The 20,745-nt window shown below is 60.9% G+C and carries 26 protein-coding genes; 17 read left to right on the top strand and 9 right to left on the bottom strand.

Annotated features, from left to right (window positions below; translation table 11 throughout):
- Window positions 1–36 precede the first annotated feature (36 nt).
- The 4 genes from ykgO to ACP7E6_RS10360 form a co-directional block, all read right to left on the bottom strand.
- On the bottom strand, window positions 37–162 hold the full coding sequence (gene ykgO, locus ACP7E6_RS10375) for a type B 50S ribosomal protein L36 (RefSeq protein WP_113242037.1): 126 nt from the start codon (window positions 160–162) through the stop codon (window positions 37–39).
- A gap of 184 nt (window positions 163–346) precedes the next feature.
- Window positions 347–1,396 (bottom strand): 5-(carboxyamino)imidazole ribonucleotide synthase, encoded by a 1,050-nt coding sequence (locus tag ACP7E6_RS10370; RefSeq protein ID WP_426229699.1) that lies wholly within the window; start codon window positions 1,394–1,396, stop codon window positions 347–349.
- Window positions 1,393–1,857 carry a 5-(carboxyamino)imidazole ribonucleotide mutase gene (purE, locus tag ACP7E6_RS10365; RefSeq protein ID WP_113242139.1) on the bottom strand — a complete coding sequence of 155 codons (465 nt, stop codon included), beginning with the start codon at window positions 1,855–1,857 and terminating at the stop codon, window positions 1,393–1,395. Before purE ends, ACP7E6_RS10370 begins: the two co-directional genes overlap by 4 nt.
- Before the next feature lie 132 nt (window positions 1,858–1,989).
- Window positions 1,990–2,193, bottom strand: coding sequence for a YdcH family protein (locus ACP7E6_RS10360; RefSeq protein ID WP_426229698.1), 204 nt, complete (start codon window positions 2,191–2,193; stop codon window positions 1,990–1,992).
- A 241-nt stretch (window positions 2,194–2,434) separates the two neighbouring features.
- On the opposite strand from ACP7E6_RS10360, the gene ACP7E6_RS10355 reads away from it, so the two are divergent.
- Window positions 2,435–2,608, top strand: coding sequence for a YdcH family protein (locus ACP7E6_RS10355; protein ID WP_037099985.1), 174 nt, complete (start codon window positions 2,435–2,437; stop codon window positions 2,606–2,608).
- A 195-nt stretch (window positions 2,609–2,803) separates the two neighbouring features.
- Here the strand turns inward: ACP7E6_RS10355 and ACP7E6_RS10350 are convergent, their stop codons facing one another.
- Window positions 2,804–3,064 carry an ArsR/SmtB family transcription factor gene (locus ACP7E6_RS10350; protein WP_426229697.1) on the bottom strand — a complete coding sequence of 87 codons (261 nt, stop codon included), beginning with the start codon at window positions 3,062–3,064 and terminating at the stop codon, window positions 2,804–2,806.
- A gap of 142 nt (window positions 3,065–3,206) precedes the next feature.
- Entirely contained in the window at window positions 3,207–3,986 is a 780-nt protein-coding gene (locus tag ACP7E6_RS10345) for a sulfite exporter TauE/SafE family protein (RefSeq protein WP_426229696.1), read from the bottom strand.
- Window positions 3,987–4,089: 103 nt separating this feature from the next.
- Between ACP7E6_RS10345 and ACP7E6_RS10340 the strand changes: the two genes are divergently transcribed.
- From ACP7E6_RS10340 to ACP7E6_RS10310, 7 genes are all read left to right on the top strand, one after another.
- A complete protein-coding gene (locus ACP7E6_RS10340; protein WP_426229695.1) occupies window positions 4,090–4,743 on the top strand; it encodes a thiamine phosphate synthase in 654 nt (217 codons plus the stop codon).
- 9 nt (window positions 4,744–4,752) lie between these two features.
- Window positions 4,753–5,955, top strand: coding sequence for a tetratricopeptide repeat protein (locus ACP7E6_RS10335; RefSeq protein WP_426229694.1), 1,203 nt, complete (start codon window positions 4,753–4,755; stop codon window positions 5,953–5,955).
- Window positions 5,956–6,059: 104 nt separating this feature from the next.
- Window positions 6,060–6,623: an elongation factor P gene (gene efp, locus ACP7E6_RS10330; protein WP_426126804.1), complete on the top strand. Its 564-nt coding sequence runs from the start codon at window positions 6,060–6,062 to the stop codon at window positions 6,621–6,623.
- Window positions 6,624–6,693: 70 nt separating this feature from the next.
- Window positions 6,694–7,494, top strand: coding sequence for an inositol monophosphatase family protein (locus tag ACP7E6_RS10325; protein WP_426229693.1), 801 nt, complete (start codon window positions 6,694–6,696; stop codon window positions 7,492–7,494).
- Window positions 7,495–7,652: 158 nt separating this feature from the next.
- The gene (locus tag ACP7E6_RS10320; protein WP_426229692.1) at window positions 7,653–8,756 is read left to right on the top strand and encodes a MotA/TolQ/ExbB proton channel family protein; all 1,104 of its coding nucleotides are present in this window, start codon (window positions 7,653–7,655) and stop codon (window positions 8,754–8,756) included.
- Window positions 8,756–9,787: a peptidoglycan -binding protein gene (locus ACP7E6_RS10315; protein ID WP_426229691.1), complete on the top strand. Its 1,032-nt coding sequence runs from the start codon at window positions 8,756–8,758 to the stop codon at window positions 9,785–9,787. The genes ACP7E6_RS10320 and ACP7E6_RS10315 overlap by 1 nt, the downstream gene beginning before the upstream one ends.
- A 128-nt stretch (window positions 9,788–9,915) precedes the next feature.
- Window positions 9,916–11,559, top strand: a complete 1,644-nt coding sequence (locus tag ACP7E6_RS10310) for an FAD-binding dehydrogenase (RefSeq protein WP_426229690.1) — start codon at window positions 9,916–9,918, stop codon at window positions 11,557–11,559.
- 47 nt (window positions 11,560–11,606) lie between these two features.
- Here ACP7E6_RS10310 and ACP7E6_RS10305 read toward each other — a convergent pair whose 3' ends face one another.
- Both ACP7E6_RS10305 and ACP7E6_RS10300 read right to left on the bottom strand, forming a co-directional pair.
- A complete protein-coding gene (locus ACP7E6_RS10305; RefSeq protein ID WP_426229689.1) occupies window positions 11,607–12,596 on the bottom strand; it encodes a Bug family tripartite tricarboxylate transporter substrate binding protein in 990 nt (329 codons plus the stop codon).
- Window positions 12,597–12,687: 91 nt separating this feature from the next.
- Window positions 12,688–14,493 carry an ABC transporter ATP-binding protein/permease gene (locus tag ACP7E6_RS10300; protein ID WP_426229688.1) on the bottom strand — a complete coding sequence of 602 codons (1,806 nt, stop codon included), beginning with the start codon at window positions 14,491–14,493 and terminating at the stop codon, window positions 12,688–12,690.
- A 218-nt stretch (window positions 14,494–14,711) separates the two neighbouring features.
- On the opposite strand from ACP7E6_RS10300, the gene rpmE reads away from it, so the two are divergent.
- Window positions 14,712–14,933, top strand: a complete 222-nt coding sequence (gene rpmE / locus ACP7E6_RS10295) for a 50S ribosomal protein L31 (RefSeq protein WP_113242022.1) — start codon at window positions 14,712–14,714, stop codon at window positions 14,931–14,933.
- Here the strand turns inward: rpmE and ftrA are convergent.
- Window positions 14,930–16,030, bottom strand: a complete 1,101-nt coding sequence (gene ftrA, locus ACP7E6_RS10290; protein WP_426229687.1) for a transcriptional regulator FtrA — start codon at window positions 16,028–16,030, stop codon at window positions 14,930–14,932. The two genes, rpmE and ftrA, sit on opposite strands and share 4 nt — an antisense overlap.
- 58 nt (window positions 16,031–16,088) lie before the next feature.
- Here ftrA and ACP7E6_RS10285 point away from each other — a divergent pair, with 58 nt between their 5' ends.
- The 8 genes from ACP7E6_RS10285 to ACP7E6_RS10250 all read left to right on the top strand — a co-directional run bounded on the left by ACP7E6_RS10285 (window position 16,089) and on the right by ACP7E6_RS10250 (window position 20,727).
- Window positions 16,089–16,517: a rhodanese-like domain-containing protein gene (locus ACP7E6_RS10285; RefSeq protein WP_426229686.1), complete on the top strand. Its 429-nt coding sequence runs from the start codon at window positions 16,089–16,091 to the stop codon at window positions 16,515–16,517.
- 67 nt (window positions 16,518–16,584) lie between these two features.
- Complete coding sequence (locus ACP7E6_RS10280) at window positions 16,585–16,914, top strand: ArsR/SmtB family transcription factor (protein ID WP_426229685.1); 330 nt, start codon at window positions 16,585–16,587, stop codon at window positions 16,912–16,914.
- Entirely contained in the window at window positions 16,911–17,393 is a 483-nt protein-coding gene (locus ACP7E6_RS10275; protein WP_426229684.1) for an SRPBCC family protein, read from the top strand. The genes ACP7E6_RS10280 and ACP7E6_RS10275 overlap by 4 nt, the downstream gene beginning before the upstream one ends.
- Window positions 17,394–17,560: 167 nt before the next feature.
- Window positions 17,561–17,977 (top strand): GFA family protein, encoded by a 417-nt coding sequence (locus ACP7E6_RS10270; RefSeq protein ID WP_426229683.1) that lies wholly within the window; start codon window positions 17,561–17,563, stop codon window positions 17,975–17,977.
- Between the two features lie 119 nt (window positions 17,978–18,096).
- Window positions 18,097–18,741, top strand: coding sequence for a lysophospholipid acyltransferase family protein (locus ACP7E6_RS10265; RefSeq protein WP_426229682.1), 645 nt, complete (start codon window positions 18,097–18,099; stop codon window positions 18,739–18,741).
- Entirely contained in the window at window positions 18,738–19,688 is a 951-nt protein-coding gene (locus tag ACP7E6_RS10260; protein WP_426229681.1) for a phosphatidate cytidylyltransferase, read from the top strand. Before ACP7E6_RS10265 ends, ACP7E6_RS10260 begins: the two co-directional genes overlap by 4 nt.
- On the top strand, window positions 19,685–20,080 hold the full coding sequence (locus ACP7E6_RS10255) for a hypothetical protein (protein ID WP_426229680.1): 396 nt from the start codon (window positions 19,685–19,687) through the stop codon (window positions 20,078–20,080). Before ACP7E6_RS10260 ends, ACP7E6_RS10255 begins: the two co-directional genes overlap by 4 nt.
- Window positions 20,077–20,727, top strand: a complete 651-nt coding sequence (locus tag ACP7E6_RS10250; protein WP_426229679.1) for a CDP-alcohol phosphatidyltransferase family protein — start codon at window positions 20,077–20,079, stop codon at window positions 20,725–20,727. The genes ACP7E6_RS10255 and ACP7E6_RS10250 overlap by 4 nt, the downstream gene beginning before the upstream one ends.
- Window positions 20,728–20,745 lie beyond the last annotated feature (18 nt).

Here is a 20,745-nt window from a genome sequence, read left to right as displayed (position 1 = left end):
TTTCCGAAAGCACAGACTTCCGGCGCACACGATGGATCAGCCCTGACGGGCCTTGAAGCGCGGGTTCAGCTTGTTGATGATGTAGACGCGGCCCTTGCGGCGAACCAGACGGTTTTCGCGGTGACGGGACTTCAGCGACTTAAGCGAATTTTTGATCTTCATTTTTCTGATCCGCAGTTTCGGCGACTTTGAACTCGCCGGTCTTTAACAATCAAAAGCGCGCTTGCAGACCGTTAAGGCCGAGCGCGCTCTTAGGGTGGCAGGCAAATAACCCGGCATCGTAAACGTGTCAACCGCAGAGAGCCTGTTTTCATGGCGGTTGGCGGCTTTTCTGTGGGTTAAACCCTCAGTCAAGCCAGGTGACATGCCCCATCTTACGTCCCGGCCGTGCTTCCGTCTTGCCATAAAGGTGAACGAGCGTATCGGGCTTGGCGAGCCATGCTGGCAGGTCGTCGATATCGTCGCCGATCAGGTTCTGCATCACGCAGCCGGAGTGGCGGGCGCCGTCCGACAGGGCCAATCCGGTGATGGCGCGGATGTGCTGCTCGAACTGCGAGACTACGCAGGCTGCCTCTGTCCAGTGGCCGGAATTGTGAACGCGCGGGGCGATCTCGTTGGCGATCAGGGTGCCGTCCGAAAGTACGAAAAACTCGACGCCGATGACGCCGACATAACCGAGTGCCGTCAGGATAGCCGTGGCTGCAAGGCGGGCTGCCTCGGCCGTCGCCTCGTTGATCGAGGCCGGAACGGTGGACGTGTGGAGAATGCCGTTGCGGTGGACGTTTTCGGCCGGATCGTAGCAGGCAATGGTGCCATCGGTGCCGCGCGCGGCGATGATGGAGATTTCCCGCTCGAACGGCACGAAGCTTTCCAGAATGGAGGGAACGCCGCCGAGCGCCAGATAGGCGCCAGCCGGATCGTCAGCCTCGCTGCGGAACACCCTCTGGCCCTTGCCGTCATACCCGAGGCGCCGGGTTTTCAGGACTCCCTTGCCGGAGAACTCGGCAAGCGCCCGCTCAAGGTCAGCCTGGCTGTCAATTGCATGAAAATGCGCGGTGTCGATACCGCAGCCGTTGAGAAACTGTTTTTCCGCCACCCGGTCTTGCGACGTTTCCAGAGCCTTTGGCGGCGGGAAGACGGGGAGGGTCCGGGCAAGACGTTCGGCCGCATCGACAGGAACGTTCTCGAATTCGTAGGTGACGACATCACAGTCCGCAGCAAGCCGTTCGAGCGCTTCCGGGTCGTCATAAGCGGCGACGATCTGGCTGTTGGCGACTTGCGCTGCCGGACAGTCGATCTGAGGCTCCAGAATGACGGTGCGGAAATTCAGCCGGGCTGCGGCCATGGCCAGCATGCGGGCGAGCTGCCCGCCACCGATGATGCCGACCGTTCTCATGCCTGGTCCACGGGGTATTCGGCAACCGCAGCGCTTTGCTGTTCGCGCCAGTCGTCGAGCCGGTCGGCAAGATCGGGATCGCTGAGCGCGAGGACGGCTGCGGCCAGAAGGGCTGCATTGATGGCACCGGCGCGGCCGATCGCCAGGGTGCCGACGGGAATGCCGGCCGGCATCTGGACGATGGAGAGCAGGCTGTCCTGGCCGGAGAGCGCCTTGGACTGGACCGGAACGCCGAAAACGGGAAGTGGCGTCATCGCGGCCGTCATGCCGGGCAGGTGGGCTGCGCCGCCGGCGCCGGCGATGATCACCTTGAAGCCCTCGTCGCGCGCGCCTCTGGCAAAATTGATCAGTCTATCGACCGTGCGGTGCGCCGAAACGATACGGGCATCATAGGCGATGTCGAGGGCATCGAGCGTGTCGGCGGCATTCTTCATGGTTTCCCAGTCGGACTGGCTACCCATGATGATGGCGACGGGCGGGGTTGCTGCTTTCGTCACGTTGTTCGTTCCGCTTTGTTACAAGGCCGGGTTACAAGAGGGCCGAAGGTCCGGCCGGAGCGTTCGCAGCGTATCATGGCGGGACACGCAAAGGCTTCAGGCGATGATATCGGGAATGATCATGTCTTCGATCTTGGTGATCTTGTCCTTTATGATCAGCTTCTTCTTTTTCATCCGCTGGATACGCAGAGCGTCACAGCCCGTCTGGATCATCGCATTGATCGCAACATCATAGTCTTCATGTTCCTGTCTCAGCCGCGCTACGGTCAATCTGAGTTCGGCCTGATCCTGATCTGGCATGCAATTTTCCCCGTCAGCGCCGGCAGCAGATAGTCTGCTATCCGCATGAATCGAGCGTCCTCTAGCACAGAATTGTTGGTAACGGGAAGTTATCCCAATACCAAATCTCGACATCGAGATTTGCTGTCGGCCACGATTTCGCCTTCGACAAATGAAAAATAGCGTGGCACACTATCTCGGTTGATACGTGGAACACCCGGCGCTTACTGATCGGGTGCAAGCAAAAGGAAGGGACTGCCACATGACCATTGAGGCTCATCTTGCAACGCTTGAGAAAAAACATGGTGTCTTGGAGCAGGAGCTCCATTCGGCGCTGACACAGCCGTCGGTCCAGGATCAGCATATCGCTGACATCAAGCGTCGGAAGCTGCGCTTGAAGGACGAAATTGAGAAGATTCGTTCTTCAACTCACTGATTACAGAAAGCAATCACATTCATCGGGAGACTTGTGTTCCAGCGCATTTGTTGAATTCCGGACAGCCAACTGAACTTTGAAGGCCGGTTTCAAGCGTTGTCGATAATGCGGAGTTGGTTGGTGCGGACATGAGGTTCGCCAAAACTCCGCAAGTATTGAGTTTCCCGATGACTGGCCATTGGCGGCCAAAACTCCTTACGACCAGAACTGATCCAGCCAGAGATTGACCCGGTCAAAGCCCGGCTTGTTGATCGCGTAGATCCGCTTCGTGCCGCTGGCCGATACGGATACCAGATTTGAGTCCAGCAAAGCTTTCAGATGCTGCGATACGGCAGGCCGGCTGATTGGCAAACCCTGCGCCAGTTCATTCACCGTGCGCGGCGCGCGGCGCAATTCCTCCAGCAGATACCGCCGGTTCGGGTCCGAGATCGCATCGAAGGGATCAGCTTGTGCCATGCACAAAAGCTAAGAGAAATAGCGGCGCCCGGCAAGTAAATTGTGCGGTGCGGTAGAGAAATTTTGCGTTGCGGAATGCAGCTTTGGCGCGTGCATTGTCCACGGTCGGCCTACAGATCTTTCAGGTCTTCGCATCGAATGGCTATGACCCTGCAACAAGCGCGATGATCCCGTCATAGACCAGCTTGGAGCCGGCCAGAAACGCCATCGTGTACATGAAGGGATAAAACACCTGCGGCTGCATGCGCCGGACCACCCATGCGCCGGCCATAGTCGCCAGCATGGCGAGCGGAAACAGTGTCAGCGACGTGGTGAGATTGCTGAGATCCAGCTGTCCGAGCGCGAAATATGGGATGAGTTTGACGGCGTTGAGGATGGCAAAGAACCGCACGATCGTGCCGGTATATTCGCGCGGCGGCAGTTTCAGCGGCAGGGTGTAGATCTGGAATGGTGGACCGCCGGCATGCGCGACGAAACTACCGTAACCGGCGAGGCCGCCGAAAAATGTTGCCTGTACCGGCCTTTGCGGTTTGGCCGGGGTGATGATGCCTTGCCGCGCCCGCCAGAGATTATAGACATAGCGCAGCACGAAAAGAACGGTGATCGCCCCGATGATCAGCCTCAGTGCATCGCGCGGCACATAGGCTGCCGTGGCCCAGCCGATGGCGATACCGATCAGTGCGCCAGGCAACAGGATCTTCAGCGTCGTCATGTCGCCATGCTTTCGCCATGTCCAGAGCGCGACCAGATCCATGGCGATCAGGATCGGTAAAAGAAGGGCTGCCGCCTGTATCGGCGAGACGGCCAGCGACAGAAGCGGCACGCCCATGAGCGAAAGCGCCTCTCCCATGCCGCCCTTGCTGAAACCGACGAGCAGAACTGCGGGAATGGCAATGGCATAGAATTGAAAATCAGGAAGCATGGGTATCGGTTGATCCTTTGGCCGCTAGGGTCTATCGCTTTTGCAGATCGAAATCGAGTAGGGGTGATGCGCGGCCGCGCATTTCACCGGGAACAGAGACATTATGAGCAATACAGACAATCGCTGCCGCCTCGTCCTCATCGTGCCGGACATCGCCGATGTTGACAGCCGCGTGCAAATCCTGAGCGGCGCGCTGCGCGGCGGCGACGTGGCCTCGGTGATCGTGCCGCAATACGGCCTGGACGATCAGACCTTCCAGAAGCATGCCGAAGCGCTGGTGCCGGTGATCCAGGCAGCGGGTGCTGCTGCGCTGGTTGCCGGCGATACGCGGGTTGCGGGCCGGGTCAAGGCCGACGGCCTGCATGTGACCGGCAATGCCACCGAGCTGGCGGAAGCGATGGAAAAATTCTCGCCCAAGCTGATCGTCGGCGGCGGCAATGCCACCGACCGTCACCATGCGCTGGAAATGGGTGAAGTCCGTCCGGATTATGTATTCTTCGGAAAGGTCGACGGCGATATCAAGCCGGAGGCGCATCCGAAAAACGTCGCGCTGGCCGAATGGTGGGCCTCGATGATCGAAATTCCCTGCATCGTCATGGGTGGTACGGATCCGGAATCGGTGCTTGACGTCGCCGAAAGCGGAGCGGAGTTCGTCGCGTTGCGGCTGGCTGTGTTTGCCGAGCCGGAACAGGCACCGGCCATTGTCGCGAGCGTCAATGCACTTCTGGACGAAAAAGCGCCACGGTTTGAAGCTTAAGACATTTGCATGTTGATCCGTCCTTTTCCATCGCTACGCCGAATTCCTCTCCTGTTGCTCGGAGCTGCCCTTCTGGTTGCGCCGTCGGGCCTTCGTGCCGACGATACGCTGCCCGGTGTCAATGACGCGGCGCCGCCTGTGGTGCAGGACGAAAACGACGAGGGTGTGGTTGCCAAACGCGGCCGCATCACGCCGTTCAACGGGGCGGCGCTGCCCGAGGGCGAGCTCCCGGCCTTGCAGTCTCCGGAGGATGCCAAGAAGGCCGATGACGAGGCAAAAAAAGCCGATGCCAAAAAGCTGGAGCCGTCGACCGGCGTCAACGTGCTGGAGCGCATGGGCGCCGAACTGCCGGCCTTGCCGCAGGAAAAGCCGTTTGAGGGCAAGGCTGACGATGCCTATGGCGCGTTTCAGCGCGGCTATTATCTGACGGCGATGGAAATGGCCTTGCCGCGTGCACAGCTTGGCGATGCGGCGGCGCAGACGCTGGTCGCGGAAATCTTTTCGCAGGGGCTTGGTGTCGCGCGCAACAAGAAGGATGCGGCGTTCTGGTATGGCCAGGCGGCCAATTCCGGCGATCCGGCGGCGATGTTCAAATACGCGCTGCTGCTGATGGAAGGCCGCGATGTTACCCGCGACAAGAAGAAGTCGGAAGAGCTGATGAAGAAGGCTGCCGATCTCGGCAATTCTTCTGCACAGTTCAATTACGGCCAGCTGCTCGTCGCCGACATGCCCGGTGAAAAAGGCCTGAAGGCAGCGCTGCCTTACTATGAGAAGTCTGCCGAGCAGGGCATTGCCGACGCGCAATATGCCCTGTCGCAGATCTATCTGAATGTCGATGGCATCGATGACAACAAGCGGGCGACGGCGCGCGACTGGTTGCTCCGGGCAGCCAAGGCAGGGTTCGATACCGCCCAGCTGGACCTTGCCATCTGGTTGGTCGATGGCATCGGTGGCGACCGCAATCTCGAGGAAGGATTCAAGTGGATGTCGCGGGCAGCCGGCGGCGGCAATGTCGTGGCCCAGAACAAGCTGTCGCATCTCTACGTCAATGCGATCGGCACGCGGCCTGATCCGATCGAGGCGGCCAAATGGTATGTATTGTCGCGCCGGGCCGGGCTGAAGGATGCGGCTCTTGAGGATTTCTATCTGGGGCTGACGGATGAGCAGCAGAAGGCGGCGCTCAGTGCTGCCAACAAATACCGCTCGTCCTGACCGAGTTTCTGCGGCAAGACTTGAACTTTCGAGGGTTTTGTGGTCTTGAAGCGCCGGATTGGCGGCCGTAGGGGCGGCTCTCGGTTCTTTAGGGAATGCTCCCCATGAAAATCAACGGCAATGAAATTCGCCCCGGCAGCGTGGTCGAGCACAATGGTGGGCTTTGGGCTGCCGTGAAGTGCACGACCGTTAAGCCGGGCAAGGGTGGTGCTTTCAATCAGGTCGAACTGAAGAACCTGATCGATGGCACCAAGCTGAACGAGCGTTTTCGCTCGTCGGAAACCGTTGAGCTGGTCAGCCTTGAACTGAAAGACTTCCAATTCCTCTATGAGCAGGGCGATGCGCTGGTGTTCATGGACAATGAGAGCTATGAACAGCTGGAATTGCAGAAGGATTTCGTCGGCGATCGCGCCACCTTCCTGCAGGACGGCATGATGGTGACGGTGAAGCTTTACGACGAGAAGCCGATCGGCATCTCGCTGCCGGACCAGGTGGTTCTGACGATCGCGGAAGCCGATCCGGTGGTGAAGGGACAGACGGCAGCGTCCTCCTACAAGCCGGCGATCATGGAAAATGGCGTTCGCGTCATGGTTCCGCCGTTCGTCGCGACTGGAGAGCGTATTCTGGTCGATACCAATGAAATTACCTATCTCCGCCGCGCGGACTGATCCGCAGCGGCATATCTGAATTTCTCCGGCCGTTCCTGCGGCCGGTTTTCTGTTTCGAAGGAAAAGCCAAATGGCACGCTCAGCTCTTCTCAATGTCATGGTTCAGGCCGCGTTCAAGGCCGGCAAGTCCCTGGCGCGCGACTTCGGCGAAGTGCAGAACCTGCAGGTCTCGCTGAAAGGCCCCGGCGATTATGTTTCGCAGGCCGACCGCAAGGCAGAAAAGCTGCTCCGCGAGGAACTGATGAAAGCCCGCCCGACCTACGGCTTCCTCGGCGAGGAAGGCGAAGAGATCATCGGCACCGATGGCGCGCATCGCTGGATCGTCGATCCGCTTGATGGCACGACGAACTTCCTGCACGGCATTCCGCATTTCGCGATTTCGGTGGCGCTTGAGCGCCAGGGCGAAGTTGTCGCCGCTGTCATGCTCAATCCGGCGACCGACGAACTCTACACGGCAGAGCGTGGCGGCGGAGCCTTCCTCAACGACCGCCGTCTGCGCGTCGCCGCCCGCAAGAACCTCTCGGATGCTGTCATCGGCACCGGCACGCCGCATCTGGGCGTCGCCAACCATGGCACCTATCTGGTCGAACTGCGCCACGTCATGGGCGAAGTTGCCGGCGTGCGCCGCATGGGCTCTGCCTCGCTTGATCTCGCCTATGTCGCTGCCGGCCGCTTCGACGGCTTCTGGGAGCGCGGCCTGATGCCGTGGGATCTGGCAGCCGGCATCCTTATGATTCGCGAAGCCGGCGGCTGGGTTGCCGATATCGACGGTGGCAACAAGCCGATGGACGACGGCTCGATCGTTGCGGGCAACGAATATATCCGCAAGGCGCTGCATGACGTGTTGCACCGCCCCATTCCAGGCAAGTAAGCAGAGAACGGTCTGAACGGGCGGCTGTTTCATCCTGTTGATGTTGCCCGTTGTTTCCCCTTCAATTTGGCACAAACTTCCTCTAGTCTCCGCCCAGCGTCGCCCTACCTGTTCGGCAGGCAAGGGCGCAGCACTGGCAAACCGGAGAGTAGAGCCCCATGGCGAAATTGGAACTGTCGGGATGGGATGCCGGCGGAGGTTTGAACGAGGGGTATAATCCCAACAAGCTGTCGAGCCCGATGGTCTTCTTCTGGACCATGGTGATCTTCCTGATCATCGTCGGGTTCGTCGCAGCCATCCTGTTTCGCCAGGCACAGGCGGCTTTTCTCAGCAATCCCGGCCTGAACGGCCTTATTTTCGGCGTTCTGCTGATTGGCGTCCTGCTGGTCTTCAACCATGTCTTCAGTCTGCGGCCCGAAGTCCGCTGGTTCAATTCCTTCCGCGCTGCCGGCAGCGCCGAGAAGGTCGGCCGCGATCCGGTGCTTCTGGCGCCGATGCGGGCGCTGATCGGCCAGCGCCATTCGATGTCGATCTCGACGACGGCACTGCGCTCCATTCTCGATTCGATCGCCACCCGCCTCGACGAATCGCGTGACACCTCGCGATACCTGATCGGCCTTCTGGTCTTCCTCGGTCTGCTCGGCACGTTCTGGGGCTTGCTCGGCACGATCGGCTCGATCAACACAGTCATCCAGTCTCTGGATGCTGGAACGGGAAGCACCGAGGACGTCCTTGCCGCGCTGAAAACCGGCCTGTCTGCACCTTTGACCGGCATGGGCACGGCATTCTCGACATCGCTCTTCGGTCTGTCGGGATCGCTGATCCTCGGTTTTCTTGATCTTCAGGCCGGCCGCGCGCAAAACCGCTTCTATACCGAGCTTGAAAACTGGCTCTCCTCGGTGACGGACGTGAGTTCCGACCAAGCATCCGTGCCTGGCAAGCCGCTTTCGGCGCCGGTCGAGGAATTGCGCCAATTGACCGAACAATTGGCCCGGCTGAACCAGGATGGCGGCATGAACCAGCGCACCACTGCCGCAATGGCAAGTCTTGCCGAGGGCATACAAGGGCTGGTGAAAAACATGCGCGGCGAACAGCAGATGCTGCGCGACTGGATCGAGGCGCAGCAGGAAGAGGCAAAGTCGATGCGCAAGACGCTCGACAAGCTTTCGTCCCGCATCGGCCATGCAGACAAGATTCCGACGCACCCGGACAGGACCCCACCCAAGCTTGCCCGCGTCGAAGATACCGGAGGGAATGACTGATGGCACTGGCGCGCAAGGGCCGCAGCCAGAGGACCGTCGATTACTGGCCGGGTTTTGTCGATGCCCTGTCGACGCTGCTGTTGTCGATCATGTTCCTGCTCTGCGTGTTTGTGCTTGGGCAGTTTCTGCTCAGCCGGGAAATCAGCGGCAAGGACGACGTGCTCAACCGGCTGAACAGCCAGATCAACGAACTGACCCAGCTTCTGGCGCTGGAAAAGGGCGGCAAGCAGGATCTTGAGGATTCGCTGGCCAATCTCCAGGCATCGCTGTCCACATCGGAAGACGAGCGCTCACGGCTGCAGGCGCTGCTGGATCAAGGTGCGGGCAGTTCCGATAGCGCAAACCAGCAGATCGGCGACCTCACGGGAAAGCTCGATGCGGAAAAGCAGGTGAGCACCCGGGCCATGAACCAGATCGATCTGCTCAACCAGCAGATCGCCGCACTGCGCAGCCAGATTGCTGCCATCGAGGGCGCGCTGCAGGCCTCCGAGTCGAAGGACACTGCCTCGCAGACGAAAATCGCAGATCTCGGCCGCCGGCTGAACGTGGCGCTGGCACAGCGCGTGCAGGAGCTGAACCGCTACCGCTCCGACTTCTTTGGCCGTCTGCGTGAAATTCTTTCGGACCGTGAGAATATCCGTATCGTCGGCGACCGTTTCGTCTTTCAGTCGGAAGTGCTGTTTCCGTCAGGCGGCAACGAGCTGAACCCGGCAGGCCAGGAAGAAATGGGCAAGCTTGCCTCGGCGGTGCTTGATCTTGCCAAGGAGATTCCCTCCGAGATCAATTGGGTGCTGCGTGTCGACGGCCATACCGACAACGTGCCGCTGTCCGGGACTGGGCGCTATATCGACAATTGGGAGCTTTCGTCTGCGCGTGCGACGTCGGTCGTCAAATTCCTGATTTCCAAGGGCGTTCCCGCCAACCGTCTGGTGGCCGCCGGCTTTGGCGAGTTCCAGCCGATTGCCGAGGGCGAAACGCCGGAAGCGCGATCGCAGAACCGCCGCATCGAGTTGAAGCTCACCGAGAAGTAAAGGACCCGCCCTCTTTTGACGCGGCGGTCAACCATTCACTACCGAGGACTTTCCGGCCGTGTTGCCCGTTGCCCTGACGTTTACGTGTGCGTAATGTCTGGAGTGGGTGGAATTGCAGGAGGATGCCGATGGATTGTGATGTTCTGGTGATCGGGGCGGGGCTTGCGGGCCTTGTGACAGCTGTCGAGGCTGCCGATCGCGGTCTGCGGGTCATCGTTCTCGATCAGGAAGGCGAACAGAATCTCGGCGGCCAGGCCTTCTGGTCGCTCGGCGGTCTTCTGTTTATCGATAGTCCCGAGCAGCGGCGTATGCGCATTCGCGATACGCTCGATCTTGCCCGCCAGGACTGGATGGGATCGGCGCAATTCGATCGCCCCGAGGATTTCTGGCCGCGCCGCTGGGCCGAGGCCTATCTCGATTTCGCGGCGACTGAAAAGCGCGCCTGGCTGCACAGCCAGGGCATGCGCTGGTTCCCGGTGGTCGGCTGGGCAGAGCGTGGCGGCGGTCTGGCCGATGGTCACGGAAATTCGGTGCCGCGTTTCCATGGGACATGGGGGACCGGTCCAGGTGTTCTGGCGCCGTTCATAACCCGTGCACGGGCGCTGGAGGCGCGGGGGCGCATCCGTTTCCGGTTTCGCCATCAGGTCGATGAACTGATCATGAGCAATGGCGCGGTTACCGGTGCGCGCGGCTCTGTTCTGAAAAATGACGGCGTGCCGCGCGGCCAGCGCAGCTCACGCGAGGTGGTCGACGAGTTCTGGTTCGAGGTCGGTGCCGTCGTCGTCTCGTCAGGCGGTATTGGCGGCAATCACGATATGGTGCGGCGGCAATGGCCGGTCGATCGCCTTGGCCCGCCGCCGAAGTTCATGGTCAGCGGTGTGCCTGACTATGTCGATGGCCGGATGGTCGAAATCGCCGAACATGCGCGCGGATCGGTGATCAACAAGGACCGGATGTGGCACTATACCGAAGGCTTGAGAAACTTTGACCCGGTCTGGACGAATCACGGTATCCGCATCCTGCCCGGGCCATCCTCGTTCTGGTGCGATGCCGACGGCAATCGCTTTGCAGCCCCTGCCATGCCGGGCTTCGACACGCTCGGAACGCTGAAAGCGATCCGCAAAACCGGGGCGGACTATAGCTGGTTCATTCTGACCAAGGCGATCATCAGACGAGAGTTCGCGCTATCCGGCTCCGAGCAAAACCCGGATCTGACGGGGAAGAATATTCCACTGCTGTTGAAGCGGCTCGGCAAGAACCCGCCCGGCCCGGTACAGGCGTTTATGGACAAGGGCGAGGATTTCATCGTTCGCGACCGGCTGGAGGATCTGGTTGAGGCGATGAATGCGCTGAGCGGCGAAGGGCGGCTGTCGCTGGAGCATCTGCGCGGTCAGATCGAGGCTCGCGACCGGGAGATCGGCAATCCGTTCTCCAAGGATGCTCAGGTGACCGCCATTCGTGGCGCGCGCAATTACCTCGGCGACAGGCTGATGCGGACGGCCAAGCCTCATCGGCTGCTCGATCCGAAAGCCGGACCGCTGATCGCCGTGCGGCTGAATATCCTGACGCGGAAGACGCTGGGTGGCCTGCAGACGGATCTGAACGGCCGGGTGCTGGAACTGTCGGGCGAGCCGGTTCCGGGGCTCTATGCGGCCGGCGAGGTCGCCGGTTTCGGTGGTGGCGGCATGCACGGCTATAACGCGCTGGAAGGGACGTTTCTCGGCGGGTGCCTGTTTTCGGGACGGGTCGCCGGGCGCAGCGTCGGCATCTGATCGATGCTTGGAGACAGCTCCCCGGATGACCGGGGAGCGGCTTATGATCAATCCAGCTGGACGTTGGCGTCCTTGACGACGGGACCCCATTTCGCCAATTCGGCCGTGACATGGGTGGCCAGTTCTTCCGGTGTCGAGGCAATGATGGTGGCGCTGAAATCTTTCATCTTTTCGGCCACGGTCGGATCTGCGAGCGCTTTTTTTGCCGCGGCATTTAGCCGGTCGATGGCTTCCTTCGGCGTTCCGGCCGGGGCAAACAGAGCGTTCCAGGTATAGGTCTCATAACCCGGGATGGTCTCGGCGATGGTCGGCACGTCCGGGAAGGACGGCGCGCGTTCCTTCGTGGTCACTGCAAGCGCCCGCAAGGTGCCGGACTTGATATGGCCGGATGACGAGGGCAGGTTGTCGAACATGATCGGCACCTGGTTGCCGATCACGTCGTTCAGCGCCGGACCTGATCCCTTGTAGGGCACGTGCTGCATGCTGACACCAGCCATCTTCTTGAACAGCTCGCCGGAGAGATGCAGCGGCGTGCCATTGCCGGAAGAGGCATAGGAATATTGCTCCGGTGCCGCCTTTATGAGAGCGACGAGTTCTGCGACGGTCTTGGCCGGCAGTTCCGGATTGACGACGAGCACGTTGGGCACCAGCACCAGCAGCGAGACCGGAGCGAAATCCTTTTCCGGATCGTAGGGCTTGGTTTTCAGGATCAGCGGGTTGAGCGCGTGGGTTGCGACCGTTCCCATCAGGATGGTGTAGCCATCCGGTTCGGCCCGTGCCACCCGGTCGGCGCCGAGATTGCCGCCGGCACCGGCGACGTTTTCAACCACGACCTGCTGGCCGAGATCGTCGGCCATTTTCTGCCCGATGATGCGGGCGACGACGTCGGTCGAACCGCCGGCTGCAAATGGCACCACGAGGGTTACCGGGCGATCGGGAAATTCCTGTGCTTGCGCTGCGGTGCCAAGCGCAAGCGCCGATGCTGCCACCATCGCAAGCGCGAGAGCCGTGCGTCGCTTCAATAAAGACAAAGTCATTCAAATCTCCTCCCAAAGACGTTGCTGCGGGCAACAATAGCGCTACAAGCCCGCAGGGCAACCGTTGGAAGGAGATTAACGGTTAACAGCGTCAGCCAAGCGTGACCACATTGCTTGCTTCTGGCGCATCATAGTCGAATTGCAGCCGGGCGAGCTTGGCATAAAGGCCGCCCTGGCGGACGAGGGACGCATGCGTGCCCTCCTCGACGATCCGGCCCTGGTCCATCACCAGGATGCGGTCTGCCTTCAGAACGGTTGCCAGCCGGTGGGCGATGACCAGTGTCGTGCGTTCGCGCATCAGGCCATCCAGAGCCTTCTGCACCAGCGTTTCGCTTTCGGCGTCGAGTGCCGAGGTTGCCTCGTCGAGGAGAAGCACGGGCGCGTCCTTGAGGATCGCACGGGCAATGGCGATGCGCTGCCGCTGGCCGCCCGACAGCGTGATGCCGCGTTCGCCCACCTGCGTGTCATAGCCCTGATCGAGCCTGGCGATGAATTCATCAGCCTGTGCGGCAATGGCAGCCGACTTCACCATGTCACGCGATGCCGACGGCAGGCCGAAGGCGATGTTGTCGTGGATCGAGGCGGCAAAGATCGTCACGTCCTGCGGCACGATGGCGATGCGGCGGCGCAAGGCTTCCGGATCGACGGCGCGGATATCGGCGCCATCGACGGAAACCGCGCCCTTGACCGGATCGTAGAAGCGCAGAAGCAGCGAGAACACCGTGCTCTTGCCCGCACCCGACGGGCCGACGATCGCAACCGTCTCGCCGGGCTTGACGGCAAAGCTCAGGCCCTTGACGCTCTTGTAGCCCGGCCGCGACGGATAAGCGAAGTGCACGTCGTCAAAGCTTACCGCACCCTGCGCCGGTTCCGGCATCGGCAGTGGATTGGCCGGCGCGGTGATCTCGGGCTGTTCGACCAGCAATTCGCTCAATCGCTCGGCGGCACCTGCGGCCTGGGAGAGTTCGCCCCAGACTTCCGAGAGCGCGCCGAGGCTGCCGGCGGCAAAGACCGAATAGAGCAGGAACTGGCCAAGCGTACCGGCCGAGAGGGCGCCGGACAGCACGTCCTGCGCGCCGAACCACAAGACGGCGACGACGCTGCCGAAGATCATGGTGATGGCAAAGGCTGTAAGAATGGAGCGGGCCTTGATGGCGGAGCGCGCCGCCTCATAGGCGCTTTCGACGGAACTGCCGTAGCGGGCCTGCGCTGCCGCTTCGCCGTTGAAGGCCTGAACGGTGCGGGCGGCGGAGATTGCTTCACCGGCATAGGCCGAGGCGCTGGCCAGCGTATCCTGTGCTTCACGCGACCGGCGCCGCACCGAGCGGCCGAACCCCACCAGCGGGAAGACGATGACGGGGATTGCAGCAATCACCAGGCTCGACAGTTTAGGGCTGGTATAGACCATCATGCCGATGGCCCCGATACACAGGATGATGTTGCGCAGCGCGACGGACGCGGTTGCGCCGACGGCGGATTTGATCTGCGTCGTATCGGCGGTCAGCCGCGAGACGATCTCGCCGGACTGATTGACGTCGAAGAAGGACGGGGAAAGCCGGGTGATATGATCGAACACATCGCGGCGCAGATCAGCGACGATCCGCTCGCCGAGCGTGATGACGAAATAATAGCGGCAGGCACTCGCCAAAGCCAGAATGATCGCCAGGATCATCAGCATCGAGAAGTAGGTGTTGATGAAACCGGAATCGGAATTGGAAAAGCCGTGGTCGATCATCCGGCGCACGGCCATAGGCAGCGTCAAGGTGGTCACGGCTGCGGCGACCAGTGAAATGCCGGCGCCTATGACGAGATTGCGATAGCGCTGGATATACGGCAGCAGCTTGACCAGCGGGCGGACTGACTTTCGCCCCGCCGGTTGAACGACCTCATTCGACACATGACCTCCAATACCGGAAGAAGCTTACAAAACTCGCATGAGTCTTCTCCGGCGGTACTTGTTATCCTAATGACCATCATGTATAGGCACGGCATCAAATTGGGAAGCCGTGGTCCCTTCAGTGGTCTTCGGCATCATTTACGTGTTCGGTCCTCATGCCGCAATGGCCCGCTAATGGCTTGCGACAATTGGACCCTGGAACTTGCAGGAAGATTGTTATGAAGGCTGATATCCATCCCGCTTACCACATGATCAAAGTCGTCATGACGGACGGCACCACGTACGAAACCCGCTCGACCTGGGGTACGGAAGGCCAGACCATGAACCTCGAGATCGACCCGACGTCGCACCCGGCATGGACCGGCGGCAACCAGCAGATGCTGGACCGCGGCGGCCGCGTTTCCAAGTTCAAGAAGCGCTTCGAAGGCCTCGGCCTCTAAGCTTCCTGCTGGAAGATATTGTCGAGAAAGCCCGGTTTTGCCGGGCTTTTTTGCGTTCGAGTTGCGCGGTCTTTCGCCTTGTCATGACGCTTGCCGAATGCCTCCTTGTAGGCGGCGGGCGTCGTGGACAGATGCTTGCGGAAGTGATGGCGTAATGTCGCAGTCGTTCCGAAACCGGCGATCTCGGCCACCGTCTCGACGGAAACATTCGACGTCTCCAGCAAATCCCGTGCGCGCGACAACCGCTCGGCCAGGAGCCAGCGCGCCGGTGTCACGCCTGTCGCCGCCTCAAAGCGCCGCAGGAACGTGCGCGTGCTCATGCCTGCGCGCATTGCCAGGGCCTCAACCGAATGGTCGCCGCCCAGATGCGCGCGCATATGATCCAGCAGCGGTCCGAGCCGGCTGCTCTCGTGGGGCTTTGGCACCGCCTGCGCGATGAACTGGGCCTGGCCGCCATCGCGGTGGGGTGGAACAACCAGCCGGCGGGCGACTGTATTGGCGGCTGCCGTGCCGAAGTCGCGGCGGATCAGGTGCAGGCAGAGATCAAGACCGGCGGCGCTGCCTGCGGATGTCAGGACATTGCCCTCGTCGACATAAAGCACGTCGGGCGTCACCAGAATGTCGGGATATCGCAGCTTCAGGGTTTCCGTGTAGCGCCAATGCGTCGTCGCGCGTTTCCCGGAAAGAAGCCCGGCGGCGGCGAGAACGAAGACGCCCGAGCAGATCGATAGAATGCGGGCGCCACGGTCATGCGCCTTGTTCAGCGCATCGCACAGATCGTCAGGCACCGGCGTCTCCACGCCGCGCCAACCGGGAACGATGATCGTATCGGCCTCTGACAGAAGCTCCAGCCCGCCATCGACGACAAATCGCACGCCGCCTGTCGCGCGCATTTCACCATCGTCGATCCCGGCAACGGCAAAGCGATACCAGTCCGGCCCCATCTCCGGCCGCGACAGGCCGAAAACCTCGACCGCAACGCCGAATTCGAACGTGCACAGGCCATCATAGGCGATGGCGACGACGAAGGGATTGCGGCCGGACGAGGCTTGAAGTGTATTTGGCATGATATTGAGTATATATGGCGATAGTGCCATCTGCAACTCCGCCCGGATGTGGTCTAGGAATTGGCCTGTCATCATAACGGAGGCCAAAATGAGCTTTGTAACCGACTATCCCGCCGCACCATCCACCGTCGCCATCGATCACTTCCTGAAGCGTCTTTCGGTGGAGACCGATTGCTCGGATGTGGGATCTGCCTTGAGCTCCGGCGAGCAGGATTTTGTCCTTCTGCACGTCGTCGGTTCGCCCGACGCTTATGCGCGCCGCCATGTTCCGGGCGCGCTCCACCTGCCGCACCGCGAAATGACCCATGAGCGCATGGCGGAATGGCCTGATGATACGCTGTTCGTTGCCTATTGTGCCGGTCCACATTGCAACGGGGCGGACCAGGCTGCGCTCAAGCTTGCGCGCCTCGGGCGGCGGGTGAAGATCATGATCGGCGGCATTACCGGATGGGCTGACGAAGGGTTGCCCTTTGCGTCGGGCTCGGAACCGGACGTTTTGCCCAAGACGGCGGCATGAGCGTCAACCGGGTAGAGCCAAAAACGATAGCCTTGACTAATCAATTAGCGAATGCTATTGTTTCATCATGATCGAAGCTGCCAATATCACTACTGTCCTGCGAACTCTTGCCGACCCGACGCGGCGCGCCGTTTTCGAGCGTGTCGCCGGTTCAGACGAAATATCCGTGGTCGAGCTGACGCGCGGCAGCGGGGTGACGCAAGGCGCCATCTCGCAGCACCTCAAATCGTTGAAGCAGGCGGGTCTGGTCGTTGAGCGGCCGGAAGGCCGCAATGTCTATTATCGCGCCAGGCCGGAAGGTCTCGAGCCGCTGGCTGACTGGATGGACCATTATAGTGCCTTCTGGCGCGACCGCTTTGCCAATCTCAGAACCCTGCTCAAGGAGATCGATCCATGACCGGTGCCGCATTGAAATCCGATACGCAGGACATCGTGCTTGAAGAGGTATTCCCGCATGCGCCCGAGACGATCTGGAAAGCGTTGACATCGGGCGATCTGATTGCCCGGTGGATGATGGCCCCGGCGGGGTTTGAGGCGGTCGAGGGAACGCATTTTACCTTCAAGACGACACCGTCAGGTGAATGGGACGGGGTTATCCATTGCCAGGTGCTGCAGGTCATTCCCAATCAACGCCTGGCCTATGCCTGGAAAGGTGGGCATGCGGGAAATGCCGGCTATGGTTCGCCGCTCGATACGGTCGTGACTTGGGTGCTGACCAAGGTTGAGGGAGGGACGCGCATCCGGCTTGTTCATTCCGGTTTTGTACTGCCGAGGAATGATACGGCCTACCAGAACATGAGCAATGGCTGGAAAAAGGTTGTCCGGAACCTCGATGCGGTGGTGGCCGAACAGGAGGGGGCGAAGTCCCTGCATTGACGATACCCTGTGCGGACCTGCTTGCTGAAGCCGGCCGGCCTCCGCTCGCGTTGTCACTGAAATCATAACGCTGCTGCCAACTGAGGTTCCGGTCTACCCGCGTACGTCGCGGGCGAGCCCGTGCGCGGGCACTATTTGCTTTCAACCGCATCTTGAGGAGAAGAGAGATGAACACAGCTTTCAAGGGTGGATGTGCCTGCGGCGCGATCCGTTACGAAATTACTGCAGAACCGATTTTCATGAACGAGTGCCAGTGCCGGGACTGTCAGCATAGGAGTGGCACGGGGCACGGCTCCTATATGACATTCGCCGACCGGAACGAGGTGAAGCTTGAAGGGGAGGCGAGAGAGTGGGAAGTTGCTGGCGATAGCGGCGGCATCAAGCGTCACGCCTTTTGTCCCACATGCGGATCGCCGGTTTATCTGACCTTTGCGGCAATGCCGGATCTATTCACGGTGCACGCTGCCAGCCTTGACGATCCCAGCCGGTACAAACCGCAAGCGGTGACTTACCATGTGCGCGGCTATGCCTGGGACCACCTTGATCCGGATCTACCTAAATTCGACAGAATGCCGCCGGCGTAGCGATACGCACCGGTTAAATGCCGGCTTTGCACCGGATGCTTCAATGGCGGCTTCCCTCACGGCGCAACCGCCGCTAGAGTTCTCATCGGCGTCACGAAGCTGACGGGGGTGGGATAAGTATGAAGATCATGATTGCGGAGTTCGCTGCGGCGGCCTTCGTTCTGTTTGCCCGCGCGATCACCGCAGTTCGCGCCATCTGGCCGGAGCATGGACTGCCGTCGCGCCCTTGCGTCTATTTTGCCAATCATTCCAGCCATGGCGATTTCGTTCTGGTCTGGGCGGTGCTGCCGCCGAGACTGCGCAAGCTGGCGCGGCCGGTGGCCGGTGCCGAATACTGGCTGAAATCGAAAGTCAGCACGTTCATCGGCCGCGATGTCTTCAACGCGGTGCTGATCGAGCGCGACCGGGAAAACCGCACGCAGGATCCGATCGCGCTGATGACCACGGCGATCGACGAAGGCTCGTCGCTGATCCTGTTTCCCGAGGGGACGCGCAACCAGACGGATGCACGGCTGCTCCCTTTCAAGAGTGGGCTCTTTCATCTGGTCTCGTCGCGGCCGGATGTCGATCTCGTGCCTGTGTGGATCAACAATCTCAACCGCGTCATGCCGAAGGGCGAGATCGTGCCGATCCCGCTGATCTGCACCGTCACCTTCGGCGACGCCCTGCGCATCGCGCCCAACGAAGGCAAGGACGCCTTTCTTGAGCGGACGCAGGCAGCACTTCTGGCCTTGGCTCCAAAACCATTGGGAAGCGGCGAATGAATACGGCAAGCTCCGACCTCCTGACCCTGGTTTTGGGTATTTTCGGCGTCCTGATCCTTGCCTCGGCAATCGGCTACGTGCTGCAGCGGCGCTTTGCCGCCACCGGACCGAATGCCGCAGTGGACAACCTCAATGCCCGCATCAAGGCTTGGTGGGTGATGGTCATCCTGATCGGCATCGCCTTTATCGCCGGCCGGGTCGGCGTGCTCGTTCTCTTCGCCTTCTGCTCCTTTGCTGCCCTGCGCGAGTTCGTCACCCTGATCAACACCCGCCGCGCCGATCACTGGGCGCTGGCCTCGGCCTTCTTCATCGTCCTGCCGATCCAGTATTATCTGCTGTGGGCGGAGGAATACGGCATCTTCGCGATCTTCATTCCGGTCTATGCCTTCCTGTTGATGCCGATCATTTCCGTGCTGAGGGGCGATACCGAGCGGTTCCTCATTCGTATTGCAGAGGTGCAGTGGGCGCTGATGATCTGCGTTTTCTGCGCCTCGCATGTGCCGGCGCTGCTGACGCTCACCATACCCGGTTACGAGGGACGCAATGTGCTTTTGATCGCCTTTCTGGTGATCGTCGTGCAGTTGAGCGATGTGCTGCAATATGTCTGGGGCAAGCTGTTCGGGCGTACAAAGATCGCTCCGAACCTGTCACCGTCGAAGACGGTTGAGGGCTTTGCCGGCGGCGTCATCAGCGCCACGCTGATCGGCGCATCGCTGTGGTGGATCACGCCGTTTACGCCGTTCCAGGCAGGCGTCCTTGCCTTCATCATTACCATCATGGGGTTCTTCGGTGGGTTGGTGATGTCGGCGGTCAAGCGCGATCGCGGCGTCAAGGACTGGGGTAACCTGATCGAAGGCCATGGCGGGCTGATCGACCGGCTGGATTCCGTCGTCTTTTCGGCGCCGATCTTCTTCCACATCGTGCGCTACTGGTGGTCGCTGTCGTGACGGCAACGTTTAGGCGATTGGCAGGCAGCGGCACGGTGCATGTCCTGTTCGCCTTTCTGGCGATGGGCGGCTGGGCTTTCTTTGCCAATCGCGGTCATGCGATGCCGCAGCCGCTCTATTCGGGGCTTCTGCAGGGGGCTCTGTCGGCCTGCCTGACGCTGTTCCTGAAATCCGTGATTGACGCTCTGTCCAGACGTTTTAGAGGCGTCACGAGATTTTGGGCGCCGCCACTGATCGCATGCCTGGGCTCGGCAAGCCTGCTGACCGCGTTGCATGCGCTGATCGGCACGCCGGAGATCGCCAAAACCATCGCGGTGCCATTGCTGGTCTCGACCAGCTATGCGGCGATCTACAATTATTCGATTTCCAGAAGAAGAGGTGCGGGATCATGACCGAGACAGGCGACCGGCGGCCGCTGGCAAGCCGCAACACCCGATGGGCCGGAACCATCGCCCGGTGGCTGGCAGCACGGGCGATTACGCCCAACCAGATCTCTCAAGCCAGCATGGTGGCGGCAGCGCTGGCCGGTGGCGCATTTGTGCTGGCCGGGCAGAGCACGGGCGGCTTGCGGATACTCTGCCTGCTCTCGGCTATCCTGTTTTGCCAGCTTCGGCTGCTCTGCAACCTGTTCGACGGAATGGTCGCCGTGGAGGGGGGCAAGGGGGCGCCGGACGGGCCGTTCTGGAACGAGTTTCCGGATCGCGTCGCCGATCTCCTGATCTTTGCCGGTGTCGGCTACGGCATCGGCATGCCGGGCCTCGGCTGGGCCGCCGGTGCCTTTGCCGTCCTCACAGCCTATGTCCGCGAACTCGGCCGTGCCACCGGGCAGCCAAGCGATTTTTCAGGTCCGATGGCCAAGCAGCACCGCATGGCGGCGATCACGGCAGCGGCGGCAATCTCCATACTGGAGCCGCTATGGGACGGACACAATCAGGTGCTGATGGCGGCGCTGTGGATCGTTGCCATTGGGGCAGCTCTCACGGCAGCTCGTCGTGGCCGGACATTGGTCCTTCGTCTGAAAGCTGCGGGCGAGCAGTAGTCCCTAAAGGAACGCCAG

The sequence above is a fragment of the Pararhizobium sp. DWP3-4 genome, assembly GCF_049898205.1.
In the GTDB taxonomy this organism is placed as follows: domain Bacteria; phylum Pseudomonadota; class Alphaproteobacteria; order Rhizobiales; family Rhizobiaceae; genus Pararhizobium.
The sequence above is the reverse complement of the archived record's forward strand: the minus strand, read 5'-3'. Positions and strand labels throughout refer to the sequence as shown.